General features: G+C 65.1%; 11 protein-coding genes and 1 pseudogene. 11 read left to right on the top strand and 1 reads right to left on the bottom strand.

What is annotated here, in order from left to right:
* Nucleotides 1-342 precede the first annotated feature (342 nt).
* Entirely contained in the window at nt 343-717 is a 375-nt protein-coding gene (locus ACZ4NB_RS23305) for a hypothetical protein (RefSeq protein ID WP_467664352.1), read from the top strand.
* A 586-nt stretch (nt 718-1,303) separates the two neighbouring features.
* Complete coding sequence (locus ACZ4NB_RS23310; protein WP_467664354.1) at nt 1,304-2,266, top strand: hypothetical protein; 963 nt, start codon at nt 1,304-1,306, stop codon at nt 2,264-2,266.
* Between the two features lie 188 nt (nt 2,267-2,454).
* On the opposite strand, the gene ACZ4NB_RS23315 is transcribed toward ACZ4NB_RS23310, so the two are convergent.
* Nucleotides 2,455-3,165 carry a hypothetical protein gene (locus ACZ4NB_RS23315; RefSeq protein WP_467664356.1) on the bottom strand — a complete coding sequence of 237 codons (711 nt, stop codon included), beginning with the start codon at nt 3,163-3,165 and terminating at the stop codon, nt 2,455-2,457.
* A gap of 964 nt (nt 3,166-4,129) precedes the next feature.
* Here ACZ4NB_RS23315 and ACZ4NB_RS23320 point away from each other — a divergent pair.
* From ACZ4NB_RS23320 to ACZ4NB_RS23360, 9 genes and pseudogenes are all read left to right on the top strand, one after another.
* Nucleotides 4,130-4,684: a transcriptional regulator gene (locus ACZ4NB_RS23320; RefSeq protein WP_467664357.1), complete on the top strand. Its 555-nt coding sequence runs from the start codon at nt 4,130-4,132 to the stop codon at nt 4,682-4,684.
* A gap of 56 nt (nt 4,685-4,740) precedes the next feature.
* A complete protein-coding gene (locus ACZ4NB_RS23325; protein ID WP_467664359.1) occupies nt 4,741-6,318 on the top strand; it encodes a transposase in 1,578 nt (525 codons plus the stop codon).
* A gap of 290 nt (nt 6,319-6,608) precedes the next feature.
* On the top strand, nt 6,609-6,983 hold the full coding sequence (locus ACZ4NB_RS23330; RefSeq protein WP_467664361.1) for a hypothetical protein: 375 nt from the start codon (nt 6,609-6,611) through the stop codon (nt 6,981-6,983).
* Entirely contained in the window at nt 6,905-7,447 is a 543-nt protein-coding gene (locus ACZ4NB_RS23335; RefSeq protein WP_467664395.1) for an AAA family ATPase, read from the top strand. Before ACZ4NB_RS23330 ends, ACZ4NB_RS23335 begins: the two co-directional genes overlap by 79 nt.
* The gene (locus ACZ4NB_RS23340; protein WP_467664363.1) at nt 7,444-8,214 is read left to right on the top strand and encodes an AAA family ATPase; all 771 of its coding nucleotides are present in this window, start codon (nt 7,444-7,446) and stop codon (nt 8,212-8,214) included. The genes ACZ4NB_RS23335 and ACZ4NB_RS23340 overlap by 4 nt, the downstream gene beginning before the upstream one ends.
* The gene (locus ACZ4NB_RS23345; RefSeq protein ID WP_467664365.1) at nt 8,211-9,338 is read left to right on the top strand and encodes a hypothetical protein; all 1,128 of its coding nucleotides are present in this window, start codon (nt 8,211-8,213) and stop codon (nt 9,336-9,338) included. The genes ACZ4NB_RS23340 and ACZ4NB_RS23345 overlap by 4 nt, the downstream gene beginning before the upstream one ends.
* A complete protein-coding gene (locus ACZ4NB_RS23350; protein WP_467664367.1) occupies nt 9,335-10,939 on the top strand; it encodes a helix-turn-helix domain-containing protein in 1,605 nt (534 codons plus the stop codon). The genes ACZ4NB_RS23345 and ACZ4NB_RS23350 overlap by 4 nt, the downstream gene beginning before the upstream one ends.
* 284 nt (nt 10,940-11,223) lie before the next feature.
* Complete coding sequence (locus ACZ4NB_RS23355; protein WP_467664369.1) at nt 11,224-11,823, top strand: helix-turn-helix domain-containing protein; 600 nt, start codon at nt 11,224-11,226, stop codon at nt 11,821-11,823.
* Between the two features lie 22 nt (nt 11,824-11,845).
* A pseudogene (locus ACZ4NB_RS23360) lies at nt 11,846-12,645 on the top strand (hypothetical protein); the annotation flags it as partial.

Below are 12,645 nucleotides of genomic sequence, written 5' to 3' on the forward strand. Positions count from 1 at the left end.
ACGCCACCATCCGAGTCGAGGGCAACGGCCGGTACATGGAGACCGAACAAATCATCAACGGGTGGGACGGAGAGGGGAATCCGAATGGCTTCCCGACAACTGGGGCGGGCGCTCAACGTCTGGGGCCGAACGTGATAGAGCGAATCTTCGATGTGCCCGACGTGAATGCGGCCATTGATGCGCAGCTAAGGTCCATCAACGCAGACCTTGGCCCCTACGATGGAATCCACAACAGCTGCGTCACATACTGTGTGGATATATTGAGACCTGGCGGAGTTGACATCCCACCAGGCGCACGAGGAATGATCAAGCTCAAGAGAATGATGAGTTAGGGGAAGAATGATGCCCGGACACGAGGAGCACCATGATGCCATTCTGGCCGAGATCCTGCTGAGCAAAAAAGTCGGAGTTGGACATGTCCGGCTGGTCGGTGATCTGATTTCAGTCAGGGCTCAACTCGGCATGGGTATGCAAGGCCGCTCCGGCCTTTCCGCAGATCAGCATGCGGATATTGTTGAGGCGGTTCTGGACCTGGAGGACGCTTACCGAAGCGCGTGGGAGGCAGTAGAGATTGCTCCAGATATAAAGCAGAGAATCCCGGAACTGAAGGCCCTGGAACGTGCACTCAAGGGTGCTGTAGAGGGAACCCTTGAAATCGCTCGAACAAATCAGATCACAGTTGAGCGTTGTTGCCTCCACGGGGAGAGCAGCGCCTGAAGCATGTTGCAGAATCATCAGGCAGGTTCGTGACGGTGACACGAAGCTGGAGATCGAGCCGACCCTGCCAATGAAAGGGACAACGCCCAACGGTATCGACGACCTGGTCACCGTCACGGAGCCGTTACAGTTGTTTGCCGTCGGCATCGGACCGACCCCGCCGTTCGTCGTTGTGGCCCCGGAGGCCCATGGCTTCCGGGGCCACAACGCTTCCAGATCCCGGTGTGTCACCGCGGGGCGAGGGACCCTGCCCTGGGCACGGGGGTTGCTGATCGTGGAGTGCCGTCCTCGACCGCCTGCGCGAGCACGGTGTGATGTGCCACTGAGATGCCAGCAATCGCTTGTCGTTTCTATGCCATCGTCAGGAACTTGATGTCGGGGCCATGACCTGGGGAAATGGCTACCACTCTGATGGCATGAAGTGGAAGATCGTTGTGACAGGCAACTGCATAACTGCATGTCAATTTACTGGCATTTCCTATAGGGCTGTTTGTCTGTCCTGCGGGTCAAAGGAATATTGATCTCGAATCGGGCGCATGTGGTCGTTGCTGCTACGCAGGGATTGCAAAGTCCGTAGGGTTCCGGCATGACGACGGAACTTGCGCCCGCGCTGCTGATGGAGATGGTCGGATATGGCATGCCCCTTGAGCGCTTCACAGGCCAGCCCCTCACGGTGTACGTAGACGGCAAGGGTGTTCTGCATGGGGACGCAGGCTGCTCGAAGATTCGCCATGAGGTTCATGGCACCGCGGAGACCGTTGGATTCAGCCGTGAAGTGGCACGCCGGATGTGTTCCCACTGCTTTACTTACGAGTTCCCTGCCCGATCGCGGCAGCTCACTCACGCTGTAGCGGCCCTCATCACGGCCCTTGACACCCTTGCTGAGGAAGACGAGGAGATCGACCCTGAGGTACTGCACCCTGTAGGGCGAGTGGCTGGGCTCGCTGGTCTCGAGAGGTGGAGGGACACACAGCACTACATGAGCGATGCCTTGCGCTGCGCTGCCCCATATCCCTGGCTGAGCCAGTGGGCGGAGCCGCTGCTGGCTCGGCTAGCCATGCACGTGGAGCGCAGGCGTTGGGACCTCCAGGCGTTCTTGAGCGTGGAAGAACTCGAACGACGAGTCTCTGTGCCGCAAGATGAGGCGGAAGTTTCCCGGGAACAACTGCATAAGACATGGCATGCCTGGCGTCAGCGATGGACTGATGAATACTCCGCGACCATGCCAAGCCCAGATCATTGGTCAGCCGGCGGGGCTCAAGAAATGCTTCGGTCTACCCTGTCCCGAGAGGCTCCATCGGTAGAAAGATCAGTACCACTGACTGTGCGGCTGCGTCTGCAGGTGCCGCTGCTGGAGTTCGCCGAATGGGACTGCGGCCTCCAAGTCGATCCACTGACGGATTGGGAGCTGGCGGTCATTGCTGCCTGCCAGATTGACGCCGATTGGGTGTCGGGACACATCACGCTTGTAGTGCCCCGTTCCATCGCTGACGAAATGTTGCGTCCAGCCCGAAACCTTGACATCACTGAGGTGCCACTTGGCCGGTGATGGTACTGCCGTCCTCAGGAGCAGCGTATGGGCGATCCTGACCAACTGCCCCTGCTGGTGACGTGACCTTCCGTACACCTCGCACCATGAAAGAAAAACGTGTAGTCCAGCCAGATCGCCAGCTGATGGGAACGGTAAACTGCCATGCCTGCCACGGGGACTGAATGGGCTGACACCGTATCTTCGGATCAGCTCAGATCGTCGAAGAGCGACTCCTGTACCGCGGGCGCGCGACCTGGGCGAGGGAGACGTTGGCGCTGGTCCACGGGAGGTAGCGAAGTGCCCTCTGCACCATCGGTCAGTGCGTACTGGCACCCTGCCCGCAAGTCAGGCAGGGGAAGTTGGGCTTCCAGCAGGCCGAGGAAGTCCTCAACGCTCCAGTCGATGAGGGCGCCCTGACGCGAGAGATACAGTCCTACCTCCTGGATGCCGTGGGAGTTGCTGTAGTCGAGCAAGAGATAGCCGGCCAGCTGGTAGATCTCGGCGCGCCCCATCCGCTCGGGGCGCTTGGTGGCTTTGCAGTCGATCAGCTTCCCGTTAAGGACGAAGTCGGCGTCTGCGCCGCCCACATGCCGGCTCCCGTCAAAGACGGGACCGCAGATCCGTTGGCGCGCCGGAAGATCGCGAAGGCTGCTGAAGGGGCCGGGGCTGGCAGCGAGGGCCATCTGCTGGCAGATGTCGTCGACTATGTAGTCAGGCACGGCCTCGACGAGGTCGTTCAGGCTGGCGCCGGGCTCACAAAATCCCAGGCTGTTGCCTCGCATCCAGCCCGCGTGGCGGAAGATCGCCTCGAAGCTGGAGGCGATGTGGCACAGCCGGATCAATCGGTCCTCGGCTTCGGGAGCGAGGGACAATGGCTGGCCGTCGGGGCTCTCATACTGGCGCAGTTCCTCCAGCATGACTGCTCCTGCTGCCTGCACTGTGCTGATGACCTCGCTGCTGGGCCATCCGTTGTCGTCAAGGACGGCCCGTAGGACACCGTCTTTGATCGGCTGGCCGGTGGGCGCTCCCAGGCTGATACGGAGCCGATGGTCGATCGTGTGGCCCAACATCCGCCATTCCGGGCGCTGGCCTGCTCCAGGCCGAGGTTCAACTGGCGCAGGAAAGCGCGTCAATCGCTTACGGAAGTCGGCTAATACCTGGTTAGGGAAAGGGAGTTGCTCCGCGAGAAAGCGGGAGATCGTGGATGTGGGGTCCTTGAGTGATGAGGTGAGACTCATAAGCGCATCGTTGCGCATCGGTCCTTCACATGAAGCGTCCTGGCTGCTCGCCGTCCCTGGTACTGATCGGTAGCGGGAAAAACGCGCCATCGGCCTCTCGCCCCGCAATCGCACTCAAGTGCTATGGAGGGCTCGTTGTCAGACCCTGCAGCTACAGTGCCTCGCCGTCCCTGCCGCCAGGCGTCGTCGTGCACGCGTTACGTGTTGGCCAATGCTGCCCTGACGTGGGGAAAGGTAGATCAATGGCCGACCTGGGCAGTCCAGTTCCCGCGAGGGCGACAACCAGAGCTCAAAAAGCGACAGCACCTGCTACGCGCGTCACAACGTGACTGGACGGCGGGGAAGGAATGACCGGAAAGATCTTTCTGAGTGTCTGTGCGTCCTAGGTTCGAGGTGTGTTCGACGCGTACCCGCGTCCTGCGCAACCGAGCCTGTGCCTGGACGTACCCGTCCACCGACCAGGCTTCTCCCGCCTTGTCGCAGCCTTGCTGGGCGCACCTCAACTTCGTTTGCTACTAGAGCTTGCACACATGTGCCGGCAACTGCGCTTTCAGCCCTGCCGCCGTCCTGCATCTGTTGACCCCATTGACGTGCATAGCGGTGGCCACCGCCGCGGCGCGCCGATATCAGCTTTGGAGGATCAATGGGATTCGGCAGACTCGGCGCGCAGGGCGTGCCCGGGGCCGTGGCCCTTACCATCACACTCGACGAGAGCGCGCAGGTCACGGACCCTTACAAAACGTCGGAAGACCGTCTCAGACGCAACCCGCTGTACCTGACCCGCTCCCGCACGGGCTACGCCTATATGCGGGACAGCGGGGTCCGCCTGGATCGACGCAAGATCACCGCCTGGCTTGCCGAAGACTGCACCCCCAGCACTGGGCAGCAACTGCGCCTGGAGGACGCTTTCCGACTTCTGCGTCGCCGCAACATGGCGGCAAGCCTCACCCGTCGACTCAATGCCGATGGCGGGACCCGCGTGGAGATCTACCCCGTTGATCAGAACGAGGTGGATCCGAAACATCAGCGTGTGGCTCGGTGGAGGCGCAAGAACATCTACCGCTGGGACGGCATCGTCGAGGCGTGGTCCCGCAGTGACCTGCAAGACCTCACACGCCAATGGGAGGACGTCATCAGTGACTTGGATTCCGACTGGCGCCAGTACGAGCACGTTACCCACCTCGGCTTCTGGGCCTGACTCAGTCCTCCTCCCGCTGGGCGCTCACACCCCCGCCTGCAGATAGGAGTAGTCCCATGGCGGCTTCTGACCCAGATGAACCTCCCAGCCCCGACGGCACGGCCCACGGGCGGCGCGAACGCGACGAGTTCATGGGGCCCGCTGTACGAGCCCTGCTGCAGCTCGCCGAACAGGGTGAGCTGACCACCGCCCACGTCCGCTTGTCCGCCCACACCCTCGGCGTTCATATCCGCACCGTGTGGCGCAACCTCGCCCGCGCCCGGCTCAATCAGCCCCTGCGCCGCACCCGGGACCGCTTCGAGATCACTGACCACATCCGCGTCTTGCTGGCCTACTACCGAGGCAACATCAAGCGCGTCCACGAAGAACTCGCGAAAGATGCAGAGAAGATAGGCATAGAGCCGGTGAGCCTGTCCACGCTGCACCGGGCCATCAAGCGGGACCTCACGCCCGGGGACCTGGCCGGCCTGCGGGCCGGGCTGCCGGCCTCCCGCAGCCACGACCCGCACCTGCGCCGCCCTCCCACAGCCCGCAATGAGGAATGGGAGGGCGACCACAAGCAAGTCCCCGTTTTCGTCTGGGCCGACGGGCGGCTAGTCAAACCGTGGGTGACCTGGTTCTGTGACTGCCACACAGGCGTGACCATGGGCTGGGCTATCACCGCGCACTTCCCACACCGTGGCTCCATCCTCGCCGCCCTACGCTCCTGCATCCTGCGCGAGGGCAACTACGGTCCAGCCGGCGGCCTGCCCACCCGGGTCCGCATCGATCGCGGCAAGGACTTCCTCTCCCGCGCCGTCCAAGAAGCCCTGGGAGCCTTCGGCGTCCAAGTCGATGTCCTGCCGCCCTACACCCCGCACCTCAAAGGCAACATCGAAAATCTCAACCGCGCCGCTACCAGCATGTTCTTCTCCACACTGCCTCGGTACGTCCATGCCCAAAAGCTCGACGCCCGCCGCCGGGTGGGGGAGAAGGACCCAGCACTGACCTTCGAGGGCTTCGTCAGCGAGTTCTCCAAGTGGGTCCAGAGGCGCAACAGCGAGCACAAGATGAACGACTACGGCGGGGTGACCGCTTTGGAGTGCTGGAACAGCGATCCCACCCCGATCCGCGATGTGCCCGCCGAGGATCTGCATGCCTTTCTGCTGGAAGGGAGCCGCTCCAGCCGGGTCATCCACGGCCACGGCATCCGATGGGAGGGACGCGATTACATGGCCGGCTGGTCCGGCACACGCGTCCACATCCGCTTCCAGCCCCACCACCCGCAAGAGATCGAAGTCTTCGACGCCGACAACATCCGGCACCTGGGCACTGCCTACCTGGCCGACCAGGCCAGCCAGGAACAGGTCGAGGAGGTCTACCAGGCACGCACCGAACGCGCCCGCCGCCTGCGCCGAGACCTGCGCAAGGCCGAAGCGCTGCGCCGACGCCGCTTCAAACCGGTTACCACCGCAGGCCCAGCCGTGGCCGAAGGAGCCATGACCCGCAAACAGGCCACGAAAGAACTGCACAGCCTGCGCTCCCGCCGCCACACCGACGACCTGCCCGCCAACTACATGCCCCGCCGCATCAAGCCCCCCAACCGCTGGGCCGCCCCCGACACCCCTTCCCCCCTGCCCAAGGACAACGCGTGACCACCCTCACGACGGCCCCCGCACCACCGCCGCGCCGGAACACCAGGGTTATCCGACGTCAGGCCGTCCACTGGCGCGGCCGCCCATACACCGCCACCTGGATGGCCGCCCACACCGACCGCACAGTCCGCATCGGCCCCTGCGGTCCGGACTCCGTCGAGCTGTTCGATGACTCAACCGGACAGCTCCTGGGCACCGCCCATGCCCAGCAACCCATCCACCCCAGCCCATCGGTAGATCCGAAACCCCGCACCCACGACCACGCACCGCAGCCCACAAGGGAGACCAACATGACCGACAGCACCACCGTGGCGGCGCCCCGCCCGGACGACGAGGAGACCGTCGGCGAGCCTGACTTCTACCTCAACCTCGCCGACGCCCGCATCGTCGCCACCGAAGCCCTCCTCGAGGCTAGCGAAAACATCGCCGACACCATCGAAGCCCGCGCGATGTCCTGCATCTACGGTGACGCCGGCCTCGGCAAGACCTTCTCCGTCCTGGCGGCCTTGAAGGAAGTAGCCGCCGACCGCGTCCTGCTGCTGCAGTTCCGCTCCCGCCCCACCCCCCCCGTGATATCCGCCAAGAACTGTTCAACGAACTCCACCTCGAAGGCGAACCGCCCTCCCACCCCAGCGAGTTCGACCGCCTCCTCAAGCGGACCCTGACCCGCAAGCCCTACGTCCTGGTCTGCGACGAAGCCCAGCAATTCAGCCGTGAATGCTTTGAGTTCGTGCGCCACCTGTGGGACACCGGCAAGGGCAAGAACCGTCCCGCTGTCCTCTTCGTCGGGGGAGAAGAGGCATACAAGACCCTCTACAGCGAACCTGCCCTCGCCTCCCGGATCTACATCTGGCAGGAATTCGCCCCGATGGAGGCCGACGAGGTCCAGCGCACCATCCCCCACTTCCACCCAGTGCGGGCCAACGCCGACCCCGCACTCATTGACTACATCTATGACGAAGGCGCCGGCGGCACCTTCCGCATGTGGTCCAAGATCACCTACCACATCCTCGAAGGCATGAAGCGCCGCGGCCTGACCGAAGTCGACGAAACCATCGCACGCTGGGCCATCCGCCGCGCCCTGCCCCACCGCCGCAAGACCCGCCGCCCCGACCAGGACGCCGGATGACCCGCCCCCACGAGAGCGCCCCCCACGCAAGCCACTACCTCAACCTGCCCGGCGCCCGCACCGTGACCACCTCCGCGGTGCGGGCCACCGCCCGCGCCCTCGACCAGGCGCAGCGCACCCAGAGCATGATGTGCCTGACCGCCGACCCCGGCGTCGGCAAGACCTTCACCCTGCACACCCTCTGCGACCAACGCCCCACCCTGCCAACTCTGCGACTGCTGCCACGCCCCCAGGCCCGACCCGACGACCTACGCCACAGCCTCTACCGCGCCCTCAGCCTCCCCAGCAACCCGCCCACGGACCCCGGCATCTGCGACGACTACCTCCGCCACGCCCTCATACAGCCGCCCCGCCTGCTCACCATCGACGAAGCCCACCAGCTGTCCGCCTCCTGCATCGAATACCTGCGCTACCTCTACGACGACCCCACCCCGCAAGTCACCGTTGTGCTACTCGCCAGCCAGCCCCGCCTCAAGGCCCTGCGCTCCCAGCCGACATTGCTCAGCCGGATCACCACCTGGCACCACATGGAACCACTCGACGCGGACGAAGTTCTCGCTGTCCTGCCCGCCTTCCACTCGCTATGGCAAGCCATCCCCCCTGCCACCCTCACCCACCTGGACAGCCTGTGGGCCCACGGCAACTTCCGCCGCTGGGCCGCCCTGACACACCAGCTCAACGCCACCCTGCGCCGCCACCCCAACCGCCCGCCCGACCCAACCACCCTTCTGAGCCGCCTCCAAACCAGCCTGGTCCACAACGCATGACCCCACATACCGCACCAGCAGATGCCATCCACAAGTGGACGCCCCAGTGGTCGCCCGACCAGACCGACCCCCACCTGCCGCCAATCACCGTCATTACCGACCCACACGACCAGTCCATCTACACCACCAGAGCCCTTGCCGCCCACCAGCCCGCACAGGGCCGGATCGTCGTCCACCCCACCCCGCTGGGCACCGCGCCCGCCTACCTCGCCCATGACCTCATCCGTGCTCTGGGCAAGCACCTGCCGCCACCCAATACCGATCCACCATGGTGGATCGGAAACGCCGACGAGTCCTGGCGGATAACGGCGGCCTGGACCCAGGCCCTCTGCATTGACCAATACATAATCTGCCGCGCCCACCGCATCACCCGCCGTCACCTCGAGCACCTCATGGCCCTGCGCGAACGTACCCGCATCCACCTCACCCTCATCGTCAGCGGCCCGTCACCCAAGGCCCTCAGCGACGTCCTCAACGCGGTCGCCCACCACAGCCTTGACACCCCAGAAGCCGCCTACCAGCACCTTCACGCTCCCCACCCCGGTATGCCCTCAGCCCTCTATCCCTGGTGGCAGTCCACCCCCTTCCCTGGTGCCGACGACGAGTCCTGGCATCAGCTGCCTCCACGCCCCCGGCACCCACGGGGGGAGCCAGAGGAGACCACCAGCAGCTGCCGCGGTGTCCCCACCCGCCTCCCCTCGCGTGACAACCCGCCCCCTGCTGCCACCCTCACCAGCGCCCACCACGACGTCGTATCCCAGCGCATCCACACCCGCATCGCCCACCCGCTCTACGCCGCAGCCGTCGCCATCCGCGCGCTGACCGGCTACGGCACCGATCAACTGCCCCACCTGCTGCTTTCCACCCCTGCAGAGCCCTGCGCCGACCTGCCCGCCCAACTCCCTGCATGGGCAGCCCTCCTCCAGGAAGCCGCCCGCATCTACACCGATCTGCAGGGTTACATCCGTCCCGATCTCCCTGCCCACCTATCCGGCGCCAACCGGCCCTTCCGGCTGACGAGCTGGGAACGCAACGACGTCGCCCACGCCACTGAAACCTGCCGTCTCATCGCAGCCCCCACCCCAGTAGCGCGCCCCAACTCGCCCAGAAAGTACAAACGATGAACGGCTTCCAGGCCATCGACGCTCTCCTTGCCGCATACACCCCCCTACCGCCGCCCGCCGAACGCAGCCGGCTGCGGCGCCACCTCGGCCTGCCCGCCCACCGGGTCGCCCACGCACTCGGCGTGGATACTGCCACTCTGCACACATGGGAGACCGGCCAGAGCGAACCGGAAGGACAGTTCCACGCCGCTTGCAGCTATTTCCTCACCAGTGCCCACGCTACGGCCGAGGTCCACACCCAGCCCTCCGAGCAAGCCGCTTCTGACAGCGAGCCGCTCACCCAGCCCGCTCCCTGCGTCCTGTGCGGGAAGCCGGCCACACAGCAAGTCCTGGGATACGCACAGCACCTGAGCGCCTCCGACTGCGCGGCAGCAGCCTCCGCGCCGTCGTCCGAGCCGGTCTCACATTCCGCGAGTCGCGACGCGGCGACAGAGCGCCGCATCCCAACTCCCCGCCACGCCGCAGCGCGATACTCCGATTCCCTCCAGGACCCGATCCGCGAGACCGTTGCCGCAGCGTTAGCTGATCACGACGGCGATCCCCACGCAGCCACGGCCGCGCTTACCGCCCGGGCGATCCCCGATGCCATGCGTCTGCTCAACGCAAGCCGCGCAGGCGGCCGGTACGACATCGTCTACTACCCTGCGCTTCCCGAGGTGCTCTGCAAGCCGTCCCCCCGAACGGCCGACAGCATCTGGGAAGCTCGCCTCAATTGGCAACGCCCACAAGCGCCAGCAGAGACCGGCCCTGTGGCCGTACTGGACATCAACGGCGCATACTTGTCCGCCCTCAAGACCCACCTGCCCCTCGGTCACCTCCAACCGACCAATCCCTACCCTCACGACCGACGCCGCGCCGGCATTCACCTCGTCACACCCCCGGCCTGGGAACACGACGGCTGCCTGCCCAACCCCCTGGGTACCCGACACGAACCCGGCCCCGTATGGATCACTGAGGCCACCCTTCGGCTACTACTGCGCCTGTCAGGACGTAACTACGAACTGTGCGACCCTCCTCTCATCCACGAGTCCTATACGTCTGGATCCACTGAGAACCTGCTTGAAAAGTTCCGGACCACGCTGCGGGACGCCAGGGCCCGTGCCATCGAGGAGCGCGACCCTGTGACTTTGGAGTACGTGAAAGCCCTGTACGCCAAGTTCGTCTCGACCATGGGGGAATCGTCCTACAACAGGAAACTGCGCCGCCCCGACTGGATGCACATCATCCACTCGCAGGCATTCGCCAACCTATGGTCCAAGGCATACCAGGCCCATACCAATGGGCTCACCTTGGTGCGGGTGTGCGGCACCGACGAACTCCACGTGCAAGGAGACTGGCGGCGAGTGTTCCGGGAGGGAAGAGACCTTAGTCAGGTGAGACTGAAGAACACGTATCAAGCTGCAGTGGTGAGCCGCGAGCCGCACGTGGCGTGCAGCGACCCGAATGTCGAAAAGCGGCGATATGAGTATGCAGGCGGGCGCTACGTAGGCTGCCGCACCTGTGGGGGAGATCTATGCACCAGGTGCTACACCGTCCACCTCGCTCCGTCCGATCTTCTTCCTGAGCACAACGACGACAATCTGTGCTCTACATGCCAATAGTTAGACGATCCGGATGACCGCAATGGCCTCCAGAACGCGAAGCAGGAGTGTGGCCTCGACTACAGGCCCGCCCCCACCCCGGCTGGCACAGCCATCTCTCCCTGGCCATGTCTGCCTACACCCGCCGAGACCGTGGGCCGAGTGCTGGTGAACGGTGAGGGTTCAGGCGCAGCGCCGCGGTGCGCTGGCGCCAGCTGCCGGTTGCGCGGCCTTTGACCCGGACCACTCAGACGTCTAGTGTCGTAGCCGAATCAGATATCTGAGTCTGCTTGTAGGGGTGCTGTGTGCTGCTGACAACAGGGCAGGCTGCGGCAGAACTCGGCTGCGCCGTCACCACGTTCCGTCGACTCGTGCGCGCCGGACTTCTCCCGGGCCTCTCCCGCCGCGGGGTACGCGTCATGGTCCCGCTGGAAGTCATTCAAGCCCTCCGCACACGCCAGCCCGCACCCCTGGACAAGCTGGCCGTCGACGAGACCGCAGTCCTGCGCGTTGACACAGCTCAGCCCGCAAACGAACCAGACCGGAGCTGGATCGGCTTCGCTGCCACCCTGACTCCCGACGACCTCCTCAAAGCGCTACGAGGTTGGTGGAGATGCGACGCGGCGAGCGTGGCCGCCGGCCAAGTGCTGCCGGTGACCCTGTCGGGCTATGTCGTGGCCGTCCTGGCCGGCCTTGATCGGTGGGAGAAGAACACCAAGGGCCGGCACGTCTTCCCCGACGCAGTCCTGGCTGGCTACGTCACTGACCTCGCCCGTCCCACGAAACACGTGATCGCATCCGCAGCCCAGGACCGCGCCGTCGCTGACCTGCTACTGGGAGCCCGCCTCACCTCTCACTCAGGCGGGGCGATCGCCTACGTCCGCACAGGCAGCGCCGCCAAATAACCCACACCCCAAAGGGATTGCGATGGACAGCAAGGCATATACCGCGGCTCTCGCCGAGCTACGGACCCTGCGCGACGAGATCAAGAAGAAACAGGCCGAGGTCGCCAAGCTCGAAGCGCAGCGTGCACGCCGCATCTCCGCCCTGGCCGCCTACGAGAAGGCAAAAGCGGACCGCATCGCACCGGCGTCCGGCCTGAGCCTCGCCGAAGTCGTCGCAATCGCCCCCATCCTGGCACCGGGCAGCCTCACCGCCCCTGCAGAGACCCCGCCGCCCGAACCAGCCCCGGAAGCCCAAACCGAGCCCGCCGAGGAACCGCCCGCCGCACAAGCTCCTGCTGCGACTCCCGGTGCGGTTGCCCCCTCCATGGCTGGCGCACCCCAGACAGCGACCTCCGCTGCCACAGCTCCACCTAACCCTGCGCTCACCCAGACGACTCCCGCCCCACCCACTCCGGCCGCTACCGCGAACCCACCATCCCTGCTGGAGTCTCCTCAAACGCCACGCTCCTTGCCGTCCCTGCCCGAAGGACCCGAGGGCGACCGCTGGGTCGGCCACACCGCCAACCTGGCCTCCACCCGGCCGAACTTCACCCAACAGGCCCGCTCCACGGCCTTCCTCGACACCGCCACCGGCATGCTGGTCTACCGCGACCAGACCCATCACCTCGACCTTGGCAGCCAGTCGGCGGCCGACATCCTGCAAGCCGTCTTCCACACCATCCCGAATGGTGTCGAGCGGATCTACATCACCGCAGGCGACCCCTGGCACCACGATGCCAGCCGCTACCCGTTCCTGCGTGACGCCGTCGCCGCCTGGCTCAA

Source organism: Streptomyces sp. NPDC026575, from assembly GCF_055567415.1.